The sequence below is a fragment of the Allobosea sp. WAO genome (genome assembly GCF_001509835.1).
Classification (GTDB): Bacteria; Pseudomonadota; Alphaproteobacteria; order Rhizobiales; family Beijerinckiaceae; genus Allobosea.
This window is the reverse complement of record NZ_JXTJ01000009.1, coordinates 22,665-39,068: the sequence shown is the minus strand read 5'-3', so window position 1 is coordinate 39,068 and position 16,404 is coordinate 22,665. Positions and strand designations below refer to the sequence as shown.

Here is a 16,404-nt window from a genome sequence, read left to right as displayed (position 1 = left end):
GACGCCCTCAGGCGGTCGCGGGCCGCGGATCGCGCAGATAGCGCCACGCACCGCGCCCCAGGGCGATCGCGATGCCCAGGCAAAGACCGAGAAAGGCAGCCACGCCGAGCAGGATCAGCGTCCGCGGCGGCCAGCTGCGCGCCTTCGGCGGCAGAGGCCGCGAGATGACGCGGACGTTGCTGGTATCGATCTGCTGGCGTTCGCCGATCTGCTGGGTGCGGGCGAGATGGGTCTCGTAGAGCGCCGCCTTGGCCCGCGCATCGCGCTGCAGGTCTCGCAGCTGGACCTGCTCCTCATTGTCGCTGAAGACGTTCGACTTCTCGTCATTCGCCTTGCCGCGCAGCGTCGACAGAGTCGAGCGCTCGCGCTCGAACTCCGCCCGTGCGCCATCGAGAATGCGCCGTGCCTCGCGCACCAAGGCCGCCTCGATCGCCTGCTGTTCGGACAGCGCCGTGACCATCTGCGGATGCCGCGTGCCGAATGTCGCCCTGATCGAGCCGATCTGCTGCTGGAGCTGGTTGAGCTGGGCTCGCAGGCTGATCATGGTCGCGGAATCGAAGATCGCCGCGCTGGTGGTCCGCCGTTCGGCGATCGCCGCGCTCATCTGCCGATAGCGTGTCTCTGCCTGGATGAAGCGCTGCTGGGCATCGAGCACCTGAGTGTTGAGCTCGCTCGAAAGCCGGGCGCTGACCGGCTCTCCATTGTTCAGCTGCAGCCCTTTCGAACGGCGAAAATCCTCGACCCGCTGCTCCGCCTCCGTGACGTTTCGGCGCAGCTCGTCCAGGCGGTTATTGAGGTTCTTCACCACCCGGCCGGCGCTTTCGGCGGAGGACTGGAAGAGCTCTGCCTCAAAAGCATCGACGATGGCATTCGAGATCACCACCGCTTTTTCGGGGTCCTCGGCCCAGAAGCGCATCACCACGACGAAGGAGCGCTCTTCGCGGCGTGCGTCGACGCGCTCCGACAGGGCGCGCATCACGGCCAGCCGGTTGTCGCGGGCGACCTCCGCCGGCGAAATCAGGTTCCAGAGTGGCGCCAGCAGGCCGGGTTTGACGAATTCGGGATCATTGGCGAGATCGAGCTTGTCGATCACCCGCGAGAGGACGTTGCGCGAGGTCAGGATCCTGAGCTTGCTCTCGACTTCCAGGAGCTGCGCATCGCGCTGCGGGTTGGAGGTGAAGACGTCGTCCCGTACGACATTGAGGTTGGACGGATCGATCAGGATGTCGGTGTAGACGGTGTAGCGCGGCGGCGTCACCACGGCGTAGAGCAGCGCGCCGATGAGGCAAAGGATTATGGCGCCGATGATCCAGCCGAGGCCGTCGCGAAGCCAGGCGAGGACGTCATCGACCCCGATACGCGCGAGCTGCCCGATGCGCGCGAGCGGGCTCTTTCCCGCCACCGCCGCCGTGCCATCGGAACCGACCACGAAATCGGCGGCCGCCCTGGCGCCACGACTCTGGCCGACGGGTCGAGGCGTCTGACGCTGCTCCGCCTCCTTCGGCCCGTACATTACGCCTCGCCCTCGGTACGCAACTCAAGACGGAAGAGACGCACCTGCCTCCCGCAACTCTGCCTCAGAGCTAGGCATAGCCCCCTGAAAATTGCGTTAATCCAGTAGAAGACACGGCAAGGTCGGCAGTGGCGCCGGAGCGATATCGTCGGGCCCTAGGGTGGTATTGGCCGTCGCCCCGCTGCCGGCTTCCGAATTTTCGGGCCCATCCGGCGCAGCCTTCCCTTGCGCTTTCCGACCTTCCAAAATTTACCATTCGCGTGAATATCCGACGGCGTTAACGCCTGCCCTCACCCGGCTGGCTATAATCCGAAGAAGAACTGACCGAATTTTCGGAAACATCTCGGTATGTGTGGTTTCGTTGGCTATTTCGGCCCCGGCCGGGATGGAAGAGATCTCCTTGAAAGGATGACGGCTGCGATCGCCCATCGCGGCCCCGACGCGCAGGGATTCTTCGCGACTGAGGACGCCGGCCTCGGCCATGCCCGGCTCTCGATCGTCGGCCTCGGCGACGGCCAGCAGCCGATGTCGGATGCGAGCGGCGAACTGACGATCGCCTTCAACGGCGAGATCTTCAACTATGTCGAGCTGCGCGAAGAGCTGCAGGCCAGGGGCCGCCGCTTCCGGACCGCGAGCGACACCGAGGTGATCCTGCATCTCTATGACGAGATGGGGGAGGACTGCCTTTCGCTCCTCAACGGCGATTTCGCCTTCGCGATCTGGGATGCGCGCCGCCGCCGCATGGTCCTCGCGCGCGACCGCATGGGCGTGCGGCCGATGTTCTACACGCGCCAGGGCGAGCGCTTCTATTTCGCCTCCGAGGTCAAGGCACTCCTCCAGGTACCCGGGGTCAGCGCTGAGATCGACCCTGTCGCCCTCGACCAGATCTTCACGCTCTGGGCGCCAATCGCGCCGCGCACGGCCTTCCGCGACATCTGCGAGCTCGAGCCGGCGCAGCTGATGATCGTGCAGGAGAGCGGCGTCTCGACCCGGCCCTATTGGCAGCTTGACTATCCCGACCAGGGCGCTCCCTCCCGGCACCGCTGCGAACGCGAGGCCGCCGAGGAGCTGCGCGCCCTGCTGACCGAGGCGACCCGCATCCGCATGCGGGCCGACGTGCCGGTCGGCTCCTATCTCTCGGGTGGGCTCGATTCTTCGATCACCTCGGCGCTCGCCGTCGGCATGGCGCCGGGCGGGCTCAGGACCTTCTCCGTCACCTTCGACAGCGCCGAGCATGACGAGAGCGAATTCCAGCTGGAGATGGCACGCGCGCTCGGCACGCAGCACAGCGCCGTCGCCTGCCGCGAGGGTGACATCGCCGCGGTCTTCCCCGAGGTGATCCGCTTCACCGAGAGGCCGATCATCCGGACGGCCCCTGCCCCGCTGTTCAAGCTTTCCGGGCTGGTGCGCGAGGCCGGGCTGAAAGTGGTGCTCACCGGCGAAGGTGCCGACGAGGTCTTTGCCGGCTACGATATCTTCAAGGAGAACCGGGTGCGCCGCTTCTGCGCGCGCCAGCCGGGCTCGCGCATCAGGCCGCATCTCTTCCGCAAGCTCTACCCTTACCTGCCCGGCCTGCGGCAGCAATCTGCGGAGTATCTCGCCTCCTTCTTCGGCGCGAACGGCCACCCCCTTGGTGACCCGCTCTATTCGCACCGGCCGCGCCTCGACGGCACGGCGGCGACGAAGCTGTTCTTCTCCGGCGACCTGCGCGCCAGCCTCGCGAATTACGACGCGGCCGACGAGATGGCCTCGCGCCTGCCGGAGCGGTTCGCGCGCTGGCACCCGCTGCATCAGGCGCAGTATCTCGAAGCCCGTTTCCTGCTGCCCGGCTACATCCTCTCCAGCCAGGGCGACCGCATGGCGATGGCCCATGGCATCGAAGGCCGCTTCCCCTTCCTCGACCACAAGCTGGTGGAGTTCGCCGCCGGGCTGCCGCCCGAGATGAAGCTGAAAGGCCTCGTCGAGAAGCACATCCTGCGGGAGGCGACCAAGGACCTGCTGCCGCCTTCGATCGGCAAGCGCAGCAAGCAGCCCTATCGCGCGCCCGACAGCGCCTCCTTCGTCGGAGCCGGCGCCGCCGACTATGTCGAGGCCGCGCTCAGCGAGACCGCAATCGCGGCGAACGGCCTCTTCAACCCGAAGGCGGTGGCAAAGCTGCACGAAAAATGCCGCGCGCGCCCCGCCTCCGGTTTCCGCGACAATGCGGCTTTCGTCGGCATCCTGTCGACGCAGCTCTGGCTCGAGGCTTTCACCGACGCCGGCAGCCAGAGCTCGAAAGCCGCCTGAGATCTCTTCAGAAAAGGAACTGACATGAGCGATACGATCAGGGATGCGGTGAAGGCCTTCGTCATCGAGAATTTTCTGTTCGGCGACAGCAGCAACCCGCTCGCCGACACGGACTCGCTGATCGAGAACGGCATCATCGACTCCACCGGCGTGCTCGAGCTCGTCGCCTTCATCGAGGATCGCTACGGCATCACCGTCGCCGACGCCGACATCATGCCGGCCAATCTCGACTCCCTCGCGCGCATCACGGCCTTCATCGCCTCGAAGACCGCGGCGCCCGCATCGGCGTAACAGGCAGGCGGGATACCGGGCAGATGCGGGTCGAGCACTTCGTCATCAACAGCGCGAAGGCGCATGGCGCCAAGATCGCGCTGGTCTCCGGCGGGAAGCGGCTGGATTATGCCGAGCTGGACGCGCTTTCCAGCCGGCTCGCAGCCGCGCTCGCTGCAAACGGGGTGAAGCGCGGCGACCGCGTCCTCGTCTTCATGGACAATTGCTGGGAAGCGGCGGTCTCGATCTTCGCGATCCTGAAGGCCGGCGCGACCTTCAGCCCGATTAACGCCTCGACCAAGGCCGACAAGCTCGCCTACATCATCGACGATTGCGAGGCCGCCGCGATCCTGACGCAAGGTCGGCTGATGCCGGTCGTGACACAGGCGCGCGCGGCCAGCGCCGGGCGGCCGCTCTTCGTCGCGTCAACGCAGGCGACGCCGGATCGCACGCCAGACGGGGCGGTCGCCTTCGAGGACTGCCTCGAGGCTGAGCCGACCCCGGTCGCGCATGGCGGGATCGACATCGATCTGGCCATGCTGATCTACACTTCGGGCTCCACCGGCCGGCCCAAGGGCGTGATGATGACCCACCGCAACATCGACGCGGCGGCGGAATCGATCACCACCTATCTGCAAAACACGCCGGACGACGTCATCCTCAACGTGCTGCCGCTGGCCTTCGATTACGGGCTCTACCAGCTGCTGATGGCGATGCGGCTCGGCGCGACCCTCGTCCTCGAAAAATCCTTCGCCTTCCCGCAGGCGATCTTCGAGCGCATCCGCACCGAACAGGTCACCGGCTTTCCGCTGGTGCCGACCATGGCGGCGCTGGTCCTGCAGATGCGCGATCTCGAACCCGGCTTCCTGCCGAGCCTGCGCTACATTTCGAACACCGCCGCCGCCCTGCCGCCGGTGCATATCGCCAGGCTGCGCGAGCTTCTCCCCGGCGTGCGAATCTACTCGATGTACGGGCTCACCGAGTGCAAGCGCTGCACCTATCTGCCGCCGGAAGAGCTCGACCGCCGGCCGGGCTCTGTCGGCATCGCCATCCCGAACACCGAAGCGCTCGTGGTCGACGACGAAGGCAATCGCGTGCCGCCGGGCGTCGCCGGCGAGCTCGTCATCCGCGGTCCGCATGTGATGCAGGGCTACTGGCGCAATGACGCCGCGACCACCCAGATGCTGCGCCCGGGCCCGAACCCGTGGGAGAAGCGCCTGCATACGGGCGATCTCTTCCAGACCGACGCGGACGGCTTCCTCTATTTCGTAGGTCGCAAGGACGACATCATCAAGACTCGCGGCGAGAAGGTCGCTCCCAAGGAAGTCGAGACCGTCCTGCATGCCCATCCCGGCATTGCCGAGGCCGTGGTCATGGGCGTGGCCGACCCGGTGCTCGGCCATGCCATCGCGGCGCTCGTGGTCCGTTCGGACGAGAGCCTGAGCGAACGCGACATCATCCGGCACTGCGCCGCCCATCTCGAGGACTTCATGGTGCCGAAGATCGTGGAATTCCGCAGCGAACTGCCGAAGACCGACACAGGGAAAGTCAGCCGCAGGCTGGCCGCCGAAACGCTGGGAGCCGCCGAATGAACATTGCTCCTGCCCCGGAAAGCCTCGCCTTCTCGGCGGAGACGCTGCAGATCGACGGAGCCGCCGAGATCGAACGCATCGTCGCCGGCCTGCGCGCACAATTGCGCGGCATGCGCAAGCGCGGGCTGGTGCTCGGCCTGTCCGGCGGCATCGATTCCAGCGTCTCGGTGGCGCTGGCGGTGCGCGCGGTCGGCGCCAAGAACGTCTTCTGCCTGTTCATGCCGGAGAACGATTCCGATCCCGAGAGCCTGCGGCTCGGCCGGCTGGTCGCCGAAACCTTCGGCGTCGCGGCCGTGGTCGAGGATATCGGCCCGACGCTGCAGGCGATGGGCTGCTATGAGCGGCGCGACGGCTTCATCCGCGAGCTGGTGCCGGAATATGGGTCCGGCTGGGCCTCGAAGATCGTGATCGCCAACTCGCTCGCGGGCGAAGGCTACAACATCTCCTCGCTGGTGGTGCAGGACCCGGAAGGCAAGCGCACCAAGCTGCGCATGCCCCCCGCGGTCTATCTCGGCATCGTCGCCGCGACCAACATGAAGCAGCGCACCCGCAAGCAGATCGAGTACTACCACGCCGACCGGCTGAACTTCGCCGTGCTCGGCACGCCGAACCGGCTGGAGTACGATCAGGGCTTCTTCGTCAAGAACGGCGACGGCGCAGCCGACGTCAAGCCGATCGCGCATCTCTACAAGAGCCAGGTCTATGCGCTGGCCGCCGATCTCGGCATCCCCGAGGAGATCCGGCGCCGGCCACCGACCACCGACACCTATTCGCTCGAACAGACGCAGGAGGAATTCTACTTCTCCCTGCCCTATGACCGCATGGATCTGTGCCTCTACGGCCTCAACAACGGCCTCTCGGCCGAGCAGGTCGGCACTGCCGCCAAGCTGAGCGCGGTCGAGGTCGAGCGCGTCTTTGCCGACATCGCCGCCAAGCGACGGGCGACGCGCTATCTGCATCTCGAACCGCAACTGGTCGAGCCGGTGGCGGAGATCGCAGGCTGAGGCCGGCACCGCCGGCGCGGGCGATCCTCGCGCAGGCGCCGGCGTTATTCGAAGCGTCCGCCGACCAGCCGGCTCCAGCTCTCGCCAGCCAGACCGTTGAAGAAGCCCTGGCCGGCTCGGAAGGCGTCGACCAGCACCGGCTCGCGCGCATGCACCACGGTCGAGGCGAGATGGGTGAAGGCGATGCGGCGTCCCAGCATCGCCTCCAGCAAGGCAGGCTGCGTGCGGCCGCGCAAGCCGGCGGCGCCGCGCTGCGCCGCATGCCCGATCAGGCAATCGATCACGGAACCGGCCTGGCCCGGCGCGGCCAGGATCTGCAGGACGCGCGCGATTCCGCCCGAGTGCAGATGGTAGAAGAAGGCGCCGATCGGTGTCGCGCCGGGCGTTGAGACCGCGGCGAAGACCCCCTCGCCATGTTCCGGCTTGCCGGAGGCTTCGGCGATGATGTGGGCGAGTTGCTCGGCGCTCCAGTCCGGTCGAAGCGCGAACTGCCGGGTCAGTGGCTCGACGAGGGCCGCTAAGCCGGCCTGATCGATCTCGGTAACCTTGAGGCCGCCCTTGACCGTCCAGCTCTCCGGCACGCCGGACCAGCGCAGGTCGTTCTCCTGCATTTTCCCGCGCAGACGGCGATCGATGACCCCGGCGAGCGGGGAGAGCAGCCGCGCCGCGCCGACACGGCTGGATGCGAGCTCCACCATGAAGGCCGAGGGGCGGATGATGCGAACCCAGTCGAGACTGTACTCCGGCAGCGCCACGCCGCGCAGCTTCGTCCACATCTGTGCCGAGACCTCGCTCGCCGTCTCACTGAAGGAGAGATCCTGCGGCCCGGCCAGGAAGGTCTTGAGGAGCCTCGCGCCGGCCATCGGGTCGCTGCCTCGGCGCTCGACCATGAGCGAGCCGCAGACCGCGGCGCGCAGCTTGCGGCCATCATGGCTCATCGGCAGGGCATTGACGCCGATGAAGCCGGAAATGTCGCCGTCGCCGGAAACATGGACCAGCGGCCCGATCTGCGGATCGCAGCCCGGCGCTTCGAGATAATGGCGTGCCAGATAGGCGGTGAGCGCCGCCGGCGGCGGCGCATCGCTGTTGCGAAACACGCGCTGGAAAAGCCCGGCGACCGCCGGGATATCGGCGGCCTCCAGGGGACGGACCAGGCTCATGCCGGCCGCCCCGCCGTCTCGCCGGATGCCGGTGCGGCAGCGAGTTTGCGGACGAGCGCGACCCGCGGCGTACCGGTCTCGTTCACCGCGAAGCGCACGGGCTCGTAGGCCTTGGCGCGGGCGATCAGCGCCGCCGCCTGGCGGTCCTGGCCTTCACCGAACTCGAACAGCAGCCAGCCCCCGGGCTTCAGGAACTCAACGGCATCGCGGATCACGCGCTGATGGATCGAAATGCCGTAAGGCCCGCCGTCGAAGGCCTCGCGCGGTTCTGCCGCGAGCAGATGCGCGCTATCGCCCTCGAGCCGGGCGGTCGAGATATAGGGCGGATTGCAGACGATCAGGTCGACCGTGCCGGCGAGGCTATCGTCCGCCAACGCATCGAAGAGATCGCCCTGGCGGATGGACACCCGATCCTGAACGCCAAGGCGCTCGGCATTGCGACGGGCGAGCGCGACCGTGCTGTCGGTCAGATCCGCCCCCCAGATTCGGGCGGACGGCACGTCGCTGGCGATCGCCAGAGCGAGGTTGCCAGAACCGCAGCACATGTCGACAACCACCTGCCCGGGCGGATGCTCGCGCAGGATCGCGACCGCGCGCGCCCCGAGCAGCTCGGTCTCCTGCCGCGGCACAAGGACGTCGGGCGCCAGCTCCAGCTCGATGTTCATGAAGCGCTGCATGCGAGGCTCGCTCTGGCCCGCAAGGTCGACTGCTTTGCCCGGCATCGGGGCTCCTTCCCGCACTGGTCGGATGTTCATGGGCGGCAAGCTAGCCCCACCCGGGTAAACACCTGCTGAAACGCGGCTTCGGTGTTAACTGCACCCTTATTTTTGCCTGCTACAGACGCCGCTGCGATGGTAGGTCCATTGTGGCGGCCTCGTTCGGTCGATGTCTAAGGCGGGAGAGGATGGCTCCGGGCAACGCAAGAGGATCGGGCAGTCGCGGAGCCCTGCTCCCGATGCTGATGTCCTATGCCGCCTCCGGCGGCAGCCTTGTCATCAGCTCGGCCGCGCAACTCCTGACCTTCGCGATCCTCGCCCGCTTTCTTGGCGTCCACGAATTCAGCCTGTTCGTCGCGATCACGGCGATCTCGAACATCGCGGTCCATATGTGCGGGCTCGGCGCGATGGAATGCCTCGTCCGCCGCGTCGCACGCGATCGGGCGATGTACCCGGTCATGCTCGGGCACAACCTGATCCTGACCGCCGCTAGCGGCGTGGCGCTGGTCCTGATCGGCGCGGTTGTCCTGCCCTTTTTCTTCACGCTGTCGCCGGATCCGACGACGAATGCCGCCGTGATCACCCTGATGCTCGCGACCAACATCGTGCTGGTGCGCATGATCGTGCTGGCCGAACAGATTTTCATCGCCCATTCCGACTTCGCTTCGGCGAACACAGTGGTGGTCGGCTTTGCTTTGGCGCGGACCGCCGCCGCAGGCCTTGCCTGCCTCGTCTTCGGCGTGGCCAGCATCGCGTCCTGGGCGATCTGGCAATTCGTCTGCCATGTCCTCGTCGCCCTCCTCTGCTGGCATGCCCTGCGCAGGCTCGGTCGCCCCGAGTACCGGCTCGTGCGCGAGGAATTGCCGCTCGGCCTCTATTTCAGCGTGCCCTTCATCCTGCGCGCGGTGCGCCAGAATGCCGACCTGCTGGTGCTCAGCCTGGTCGCGAGCGCCGAGATCGTCGCGAGCTACAGCGTCGCCCGGCGCATGCTGGAAAGCAGCTATCTCTCGGTCGAGGCCCTCAACCGTCTCGTTTATCCTGGCTCGGCCCGAGCGACGGCGGAAGGCCTACAGCATGCCATGCCGCGGGTCCGCAAGGTTCTCGTCGCGGCCACGCTGATCAGCATCGCCGCTGCGGTGGCGGTTTTCGTGCTGGCCCCGATCCTGCCTCTCCTCTTCGGCCGCGATTACGTCTCGCTCGTCGCCTTCGTCAGGGTCCTTTGCTGGGCGGTCGTCCCACTGGCGATCTGGGCGGTGGCGATGGAAGCGCTCGGCGCATCGGGCCATCAACCGACCCGTGCCGCCGTGATGGGCCTCGGCAGCGTGCTGGGCGCCGCCCTAGCCGCGATCGCGACCTGGTATGCGCCGCCGACCGGCACTTTTATCTCGTTCTACGTCATCGAAATCGCCATGGTGGTGGCATCCTGGACGGCCCTGATGAGGATCGTGCGCCGGGACCGGGAGCGGGCGATCGAGCAGGCCCCGGGAGCCGGGATGGCGCATGGACGCTGAGCTGCAACCGGATCTGGAACGCGCCTGCGCGCCCGGCGGCGAGGCGCCTGCGCGCGTCGGCAGTGTTCGGCCGATGGCCCGCAGCGACCTCCCGGCAGTGGCGCGTTTGTTCAGCAGGACCTTCCGCGCCCGCAAGGGCGTGGTGGCGCCCGGTCTCGAAGCCTATCTGGAGACGGTCTTCTTCGGCAGCCCGCATTACCGGCCGGAGAACGGCAGCATGGTGCATGCGGGCGAAAACGGCGTGACCAGCGCGATCCTCGCCGTCCCCATGGAATTCAGCGCACATGGCCGCCCGGTCATGGCGCGGCTGCTCTGCGCCTTCATGGCCGACGGCAAGGACGGAGCGACCGGCGCCGCCCGCCTTGCCCGTCAGATGCACGCCGCGCGGCAGGAGATGTGCTTCTCAGACAGTTCGTCGCCAGCCAGCGCCGATCAATGCCTCGCTGGCGGCGGCAGCGTGCTGCCGATCCAGAGCCTCGAATGGCGCCGCGCCTTCAGGCCGTTGACGGCGGCGGCCATCGCTTGCGGCCGGGCAGTTCCGGTCTTGCGCTCGCGGGCAGTCCTTGCCCCGCTCGGCTGGCTAGACCAGGCAATGCGCCGGCGCAGACCCTCGATCAGGCCGCCCTCTGTCCCGGAATGCCGGACGATTCCTGCGACGCCCGACGCCTTCTTCGCCTGCGCCGCACCGATGCTGTTCCGCTTTCCGGTCCGCCCCGCCTGGACCAGGGAGGAGTTCGACTGGCTGGTCGGCATCGCCTCGCTGAACCGGAGCCTCGGCGAACTGCATGTCAGGATCGTGCTCGACCGCGGCGGGCTACCGATCGGCGCCTTCCTCTATTTCGGCAGGAAGGGCCGGGAGGCCACGGTGCTGAACCTGCTCTGCGCGGCCGGACGCGAATTCGACGTCGTCGGCCAGATGCTCTCCAGCCTGGACGCGGAGGGCTACGCCTGCGCCGGCGGCATCGCACAGCCTTTCATGATGAACGCAATATCGCGGCAGCGCTGGCTGAGCTTCAAGCATCGCGGCTATTTCTGCCTCGTCACGCGCCATGCCGACATCAAGGAAGCCGCGCTGCGCAACGACATCTATATCGGTGGCCTGGCCTCGGAGAGCTGGAGCAGGCTGCTCACCGACTTCTGATGTCCTGCCACAAATCGCATTGATACCGGAGCCCCGATTGGCCGTTTCGATCATCATCAAGACCCTGAACGAAGAGAAGCGCATCGCCGCGACCATCGAGAGTGCCCTGGCCGCGCTCGGCGGGGTGCAGGGCGAGGTGATCATCGCCGATAGCGGCTCGTCCGACCGCACCATCGAGATCGCATCGCGCTATCCGGTCCTGGTCGTGCAGATCGTAGCGCCGGCGCGGCCGAGCTGCGGGATCGGGCCGCAGCTCGGTTTCCAGCATTCCCACGGCGAGCATATCTGCCTGCTCGACGGCGACATGCTGCTCGATCCCGGCTTCCTGCCCGCGGCAGTGCGCTTCCTGGAAGAGAACCCGGCGGTCGCGGGCGTCACCGGCCATGTCGAGGAGATGCTGGTCGCCTCTCTCGAATATGCGCGCAGGGTCCAGCGCAGCGGTTCCCAATACGGCACCGGGACGGTCGACCGGATGAATGGCGGCGGGCTCTACCGGCGCAGCGCCATCGTGCAGGCCGGCTATCTCTCGGACCGCAACCTGCACGGCCATGAGGAGTTCGACCTCGGCGTGCGCCTGCGCAGCGCCGGCTGGCAGCTGCATCGGCTCGACCGACGCTTCGTCCAGCATTTCGGGCACACGGTGAACTCCTACCGACTGCTCCTGCGGCGCTGGAAGAACAAGTACCTGCACGGCGTCGGCGAATTGCTGCGGGCATCGCTCGGAAAGCCCTATTTCCTCCAGATGCTGCGCGAGCTCCCCGAGCTCAAGCTATGGAGCGCGGTCTATCTTTGGTGGGCGCTCTCCATCGCCATTCTGCTGTTCGTGTCCAACAAGGGATTGGCTCTGGGACTGGTGCTTGCGCTTCTTGCCGGGATGATCGGGCTGATGAGCCTGCGCAAGGGCGGACTGAGCATGGGGCTCTACACCGTCACCGCCTGGTTCTTTCATGCCGCGGCGCTGCCCGTCGGCTTCCTGCGGCAGCGGCTCCCACCAGCCGCGCCGATCGAAAGCCGCATCCTCCACAAGCCTTCGCAATCGGCGGCCTGACGCGCGCCGCGCCGCAAGCATCTCAGGAAAGCCCCCTTCATGACCGACGACAGCGTGAAGAAAACCGTTTCGCTCTGGGACCGGATCGTTCACTCATCCTCGGAGTATTTCCGGAGGAAGCGCGGCGGCCTGTTCCGGGAGACGCTGCCCGACTTCACCTCGCTCAAGATCTGCGATGTCGGTGGCTCGCGGCATTTCTGGGAAAAGCTCGATCCGGCAGACGTTCCGCGGGACCTGACGTTGGTCAACATTCGCGATGACGGGCAGGCGCGCTCGTTCACCGGCTCGTACGGCCATGTCAAAGTCATCGTCTATGACGGCGACCGTCTTCCCTTCCAGGACAAGTCGTTCGACGTCGCGGTCTGCAACTCGGTGATAGAGCACGTGCCGCCGGCCAAGCGCGCCAATCTGATGCGCGAGATCAACCGGGTCTCGAACTACTATTTCGTCCAGACGCCGGCCTATGTGTTCCCGATCGAGCCGCACTTCTTCTGCCCCGGCCTGCACTGGCTGCCGCGCTCGATCGCCCGCCACGCCGTCAGGCTGTCGCCCTGGCGCTTCCTGTCCAAGCCTTCCGAGGAGCATATCCGGGAGTATTTCGAGGAGATCCAGATCCTGACGCTGAAGGAGTTCCGCTCCTACGCTCCGGACGCGAATCTGGTCCGAGAGAAGATCGCGGGCCTCACCAAATCCTACACCCTGCACGGCCCTTCGCGGCCCTGAAGGCGCAACCGGATCATCCGGCGGCGCCGGAGAAGTGTGGGCGGCATGAAGAAATGGCTTTGCTCGATGATGGCGGCGCTGGCGCTGGGCGCCGTGACGTCCCGCGCCATCGCCACCGAGACATGGCTGCCGGTGCGCGAGGTGTCGCTGGAAATCCGTCCGGGCAGCCCGCTCGACTTCTCCGGGATGCTGCCCAACCGGCCCATCGGCACCAGGGCCGGTAGCGGCGCCAGCCAAGGGATAATCGTGCGCCAGGATGGCCGCCTTGCCTTCGCCGACGCGCCGGGGGAACCGGCGCGTCTGTTCTGCGCGTCCCTCGCCTGGAGCCCGGCTTCCGGCGGCTTCCCGGATCGTGCCGGGGCCGACCGCTACGCCCGCCAGCTCGCGCTCCACGGCTACAACATTGCGCGGCTGACCTTCCTGGACGCCTCGCTGATGCACGGTCGCGCCAGGGATTTCGATTTCGATCCCGAGACGCTCGACCGGGTCCATTACCTGCTCGCCGCGCTGAAGCGGAACGGGATCTACTGGATAATCGACGGCATGACCTCGTGGCGCGGCGCCTATGGCGGCCATGCCGAGCGCTGGGACCCGGGCGGCAATCTCAAGCTCGCCTTGCACCTCGACGACGCCGCCTTCGCGCACTGGAAGCAGATCGCCGAGAAGATCCTCGCCCGCGTCAATCCCTACACCGGCATCGCGCCGATCCATGACGAGGCGCTAGCGCTGGTGATCCTCGCCAACGAGAACGGTCTCGAATTCGAGAGCGTCGTCCAGGACCGGCCGGGCAAGGCGCCCTATGACGCGATGTTCGCGGCGCCGTTCAATGCATGGCTGGCCAAGCGCTATGCGTCGAGCGAGGCGCTCGCCAAGGCCTGGGGCAGGCTCGGCTGGGGCGAGAAGCTGGAGAACGGCACGATCCGGCTGCCCGCGAACCGCTATGCCCCGAATCCCCGCCTGCGCGACCTGCAGGCCTATTTCGCCGAGGTCGAGGCCGCCTCCGCGAAGAGGATGAGCGAGGCGCTGCGCGATCTCGGCTACAAGGGCCTGATCAGCACCTACAACAACTGGCCGACGGTGCAGACCGCGCTCAGCCGGCGCGGCCTCGATGTCGTGACGATGAACACCTATCACGACTGGGCCAGCGGCTATGCGCCGGGCAGCAAGCTGCTCCAGCAAAGCTCGCTCGGCGACGCCGCCAATGCGATGCGCATGGCCGCGGCGGCGCGCTGGCTCGGCAAGCCCTTCGTCATCAGCGAATATGACCACCTGTTCTGGAACCGCTATCGCTACGAGGCCGGGCTGGTGTTCCCGGCCTATGCCGCGCTGCAGGGCTGGGACGCGCTCTGCCGGCACGCGCATGGCCCGATCGCCCTCTCCTATGGCGAGCCCTACCCACACAAGCGCGCCATGCTGCCCTATGCGATCGCACTCGACCCGGTGGCGCGGGCAGGCGAGACGCTCACGGCGCTGCTTTACAGGCGCGGCGATGTCTCGGCCTCAAGACTCACTATCCCCTTCGCCGTCCGCGGCGAGGAGGATCTCGGCCCGAACATGCAGGCCCGCGAGCCGGAAAAGCTGACTGAGCTCGCTCTGCTCGGAAGAATCGGGCTCGAGGCAGCCGACCGCATCGGCGAAGGGATCGCGGTTACGCAACCGCGCGACGCCAACCGGCCCGAGGCGATCGTCGAGAAGCTGCGGGCAAGCCGCCTGCTTCCGGCGGAGAACGAGACGAAGCTCGCCGCCGGCCTGTTCCAGAGCGACACCGGCGAGATCCTGCTCAACCGCCGTGACAGGCAGATGCGCCTGACGACGCCGGCGAGCGAGGCCGTCGCCTTTTCGGAGAGCAGCCTGCCGGTCAGCTTCAAGACCCTCAGCGTCGAAGGGGCGCAAGGCGACGGGCTGATCGCGATCTCCTCGCTCGACAAGCCGGCATCGCTGGCTAGGGGCAGCCGTTTCCTGCTGGTCTTCGCGACCGACGCCCGCAATACCGGGATGATCTTCCGCGACCGGGACGAGAAGGTGATCGAGGATTTCGGCCGGCTGCCGGTGCTGATCCGCAAGGGGCATGTCGACATCAGGCTCGCCCGGAGCGCCCGGCAATGGCAGCTCTCGCCGATCGGCCTCGACGGCAGCGTGAAGCCGCCGGCCGTGAGCGGCAGCGGCCCCGTCGCCTTCCGGCTCAGCAACGACCTGCCGACCGGGCCGACCACCTATTTCCTGCTCGAGCTCAAGGAAGCTCGCCCCTGACGCAGAGCTGGTCGGAGCGGCATCGGCCGCCGCTATCCCCCGAACACCTCCGGGTAGGCGAAAAGGCCAGGGGCGCCGCCCGTGTGCCAGAAGACGACGCTTTCGGTCGGAGCGATGGCGCCACTCCTGATGAGCGCGAGCAGGCCGGCCATCGCCTTTCCTGTATAAACCGGATCGAGCAAGATACCTTCAGTGCGCGCTACCAGCTCGACGGCCTCGACCATCGTGGTAGTGGGCTGACCATAGCCAGTGCCGATGTGGGAATCGTCGATCTCCAGTCCGGCCTTAACACCTCTCTGGCGGCCCTCCAGTTCGAAAATCTCCCGGACCAGGACGGAGACAATGCCGCTCGCCTCCTCGGCGGAGCGCGAGACACTGATGCCGTGCACGCGGCAGGACAACCCGGCGTCCTCGACACCGGCCAGGATGCCGGCATGCGTGCCGCCGCTTCCAGTCGCCACGATGAGATGGTCGAGGCCTAGCCCCTTCTCTCGCGCCTGCACCGCGAGTTCCAGAAGCGCCTCGCGATAGGCGAGGCTGCCGAGGGCGTTCGAGCCTCCGACCGGGATGAAGTAAGGCTTCCGGCCCTGCGCCGCCAATGCCGACATCGTCTCCGCCGCAACCGCCATGCCATCCTCTCCCGCGGCGAGGAAGCGGATCTGCGCACCAAAGATGCGGTCGAGCAGTTGGTTTCCGTTCGTGTGATAGGCCTCGCTGCGATCCGCCACCGCGTCGGCCAACAGCAGGACGCAGCCGAGGCCATGCCGCGCCGCCGCTGCGGCAGTCTGACGGGCGTGGTTCGATTGCAGCGCCCCCATGGTCACGAGCACGTCGGCGCCCTGCTGCAAGGCCTCGGCGACGAGATACTCCAGCTTGCGGGCCTTGTTGCCGCCGCCTGCGAAGCCCGTGCAATCGTCGCGCTTGATCCAGATCGCCGGAGCCGGGCCGTGCCGCCTGAGTTCCCGCGACAGGCGCGTCAGTTGCTCGAGGGGCGTCGGCAACGTTGCGAGCTCGACCCTGGTCCGTTCAGACGACATTGCGGGCTTGGTCATTCCAGCTGGTCCCCTGCCGAGATCCGGCGCCGCGGCGCCTCGCCTCACCATATTGGCCGTGTCGGAAAAGGCAGCAGCAATCCTGCATTCCTGCCGAGCGTCCCGGTTCTGGGAGGGCGGGTTACTCCATCTTCGACA

General features: G+C 67.1%; 13 protein-coding genes. 9 read left to right on the top strand and 4 right to left on the bottom strand.

The window, feature by feature from the left end:
* Positions 1 to 7: 7 nt before the first annotated feature.
* Entirely contained in the window at positions 8 to 1,513 is a 1,506-nt protein-coding gene (locus DK26_RS18595; protein ID WP_066475657.1) for a GumC family protein, read from the bottom strand.
* 348 nt (positions 1,514 to 1,861) lie between these two features.
* Here DK26_RS18595 and asnB point away from each other — a divergent pair, with 348 nt between their 5' ends.
* Genes asnB through nadE form a run of 4 tightly spaced genes read left to right on the top strand, consistent with a single transcriptional unit; the run spans position 1,862 to position 6,665 of the window.
* Positions 1,862 to 3,799, top strand: coding sequence for an asparagine synthase (glutamine-hydrolyzing) (gene asnB / locus DK26_RS18590; RefSeq protein ID WP_066475656.1), 1,938 nt, complete (start codon positions 1,862 to 1,864; stop codon positions 3,797 to 3,799).
* A 24-nt stretch (positions 3,800 to 3,823) separates the two neighbouring features.
* Complete coding sequence (locus DK26_RS18585) at positions 3,824 to 4,090, top strand: acyl carrier protein (RefSeq protein ID WP_066475654.1); 267 nt, start codon at positions 3,824 to 3,826, stop codon at positions 4,088 to 4,090.
* A gap of 23 nt (positions 4,091 to 4,113) precedes the next feature.
* Positions 4,114 to 5,661 carry an AMP-binding protein gene (locus DK26_RS18580; protein ID WP_066475652.1) on the top strand — a complete coding sequence of 516 codons (1,548 nt, stop codon included), beginning with the start codon at positions 4,114 to 4,116 and terminating at the stop codon, positions 5,659 to 5,661.
* On the top strand, positions 5,658 to 6,665 hold the full coding sequence (gene nadE / locus DK26_RS18575; RefSeq protein WP_066475650.1) for an NAD(+) synthase: 1,008 nt from the start codon (positions 5,658 to 5,660) through the stop codon (positions 6,663 to 6,665). The genes DK26_RS18580 and nadE overlap by 4 nt, the downstream gene beginning before the upstream one ends.
* Before the next feature lie 44 nt (positions 6,666 to 6,709).
* On the opposite strand, the gene DK26_RS18570 is transcribed toward nadE, so the two are convergent.
* Together DK26_RS18570 and DK26_RS18565 are read right to left on the bottom strand one after the other, a co-directional pair.
* Positions 6,710 to 7,825: a hypothetical protein gene (locus tag DK26_RS18570; protein ID WP_066475648.1), complete on the bottom strand. Its 1,116-nt coding sequence runs from the start codon at positions 7,823 to 7,825 to the stop codon at positions 6,710 to 6,712.
* Positions 7,822 to 8,547, bottom strand: coding sequence for a HemK family protein methyltransferase (locus DK26_RS18565; RefSeq protein WP_066475645.1), 726 nt, complete (start codon positions 8,545 to 8,547; stop codon positions 7,822 to 7,824). Before DK26_RS18565 ends, DK26_RS18570 begins: the two co-directional genes overlap by 4 nt.
* A 182-nt stretch (positions 8,548 to 8,729) precedes the next feature.
* Here DK26_RS18565 and DK26_RS18560 point away from each other — a divergent pair, with 182 nt between their 5' ends.
* The 5 genes from DK26_RS18560 (at position 8,730) to DK26_RS18540 (ending at position 15,214) form a co-directional block, all read left to right on the top strand.
* The gene (locus DK26_RS18560) at positions 8,730 to 10,052 is read left to right on the top strand and encodes a lipopolysaccharide biosynthesis protein (protein WP_066475644.1); all 1,323 of its coding nucleotides are present in this window, start codon (positions 8,730 to 8,732) and stop codon (positions 10,050 to 10,052) included.
* Positions 10,053 to 10,125: 73 nt separating this feature from the next.
* Positions 10,126 to 11,193, top strand: coding sequence for a GNAT family N-acetyltransferase (locus DK26_RS18555; protein WP_184231750.1), 1,068 nt, complete (start codon positions 10,126 to 10,128; stop codon positions 11,191 to 11,193).
* A 37-nt stretch (positions 11,194 to 11,230) separates the two neighbouring features.
* Positions 11,231 to 12,241, top strand: coding sequence for a glycosyltransferase family 2 protein (locus DK26_RS18550; protein ID WP_066475640.1), 1,011 nt, complete (start codon positions 11,231 to 11,233; stop codon positions 12,239 to 12,241).
* Between the two features lie 39 nt (positions 12,242 to 12,280).
* Positions 12,281 to 12,964, top strand: coding sequence for a class I SAM-dependent methyltransferase (locus DK26_RS18545; protein ID WP_066475639.1), 684 nt, complete (start codon positions 12,281 to 12,283; stop codon positions 12,962 to 12,964).
* A gap of 45 nt (positions 12,965 to 13,009) precedes the next feature.
* Positions 13,010 to 15,214, top strand: a complete 2,205-nt coding sequence (locus DK26_RS18540; protein WP_066475636.1) for a glycoside hydrolase — start codon at positions 13,010 to 13,012, stop codon at positions 15,212 to 15,214.
* A gap of 32 nt (positions 15,215 to 15,246) precedes the next feature.
* Here DK26_RS18540 and DK26_RS18535 read toward each other — a convergent pair whose 3' ends face one another.
* On the bottom strand, positions 15,247 to 16,266 hold the full coding sequence (locus DK26_RS18535; RefSeq protein WP_248310024.1) for a D-cysteine desulfhydrase family protein: 1,020 nt from the start codon (positions 16,264 to 16,266) through the stop codon (positions 15,247 to 15,249).
* Between the last annotated feature and the right edge of the window lie 138 nt (positions 16,267 to 16,404).

Bases quoted from the DNA above. Each gene is read 5' to 3' on its own strand.
- DK26_RS18595 (WP_066475657.1), bottom strand. From the start codon at position 1,513: ATGTACGGGCCGAAGGAGGCGGAGCAGCGTCAGACGCCTCGACCCGTC.
- asnB (WP_066475656.1), top strand. From the start codon at position 1,862: ATGTGTGGTTTCGTTGGCTATTTCGGCCCCGGCCGGGATGGAAGAGAT.
- DK26_RS18585 (WP_066475654.1), top strand. From the start codon at position 3,824: ATGAGCGATACGATCAGGGATGCGGTGAAGGCCTTCGTCATCGAGAAT.
- DK26_RS18580 (WP_066475652.1), top strand. From the start codon at position 4,114: ATGCGGGTCGAGCACTTCGTCATCAACAGCGCGAAGGCGCATGGCGCC.
- nadE (WP_066475650.1), top strand. From the start codon at position 5,658: ATGAACATTGCTCCTGCCCCGGAAAGCCTCGCCTTCTCGGCGGAGACG.
- DK26_RS18570 (WP_066475648.1), bottom strand. From the start codon at position 7,825: ATGAGCCTGGTCCGTCCCCTGGAGGCCGCCGATATCCCGGCGGTCGCC.
- DK26_RS18565 (WP_066475645.1), bottom strand. From the start codon at position 8,547: ATGCCGGGCAAAGCAGTCGACCTTGCGGGCCAGAGCGAGCCTCGCATG.
- DK26_RS18560 (WP_066475644.1), top strand. From the start codon at position 8,730: ATGGCTCCGGGCAACGCAAGAGGATCGGGCAGTCGCGGAGCCCTGCTC.
- DK26_RS18555 (WP_184231750.1), top strand. From the start codon at position 10,126: ATGGCCCGCAGCGACCTCCCGGCAGTGGCGCGTTTGTTCAGCAGGACC.
- DK26_RS18545 (WP_066475639.1), top strand. From the start codon at position 12,281: ATGACCGACGACAGCGTGAAGAAAACCGTTTCGCTCTGGGACCGGATC.
- DK26_RS18540 (WP_066475636.1), top strand. From the start codon at position 13,010: ATGAAGAAATGGCTTTGCTCGATGATGGCGGCGCTGGCGCTGGGCGCC.
- DK26_RS18535 (WP_248310024.1), bottom strand. From the start codon at position 16,266: ATGACCAAGCCCGCAATGTCGTCTGAACGGACCAGGGTCGAGCTCGCA.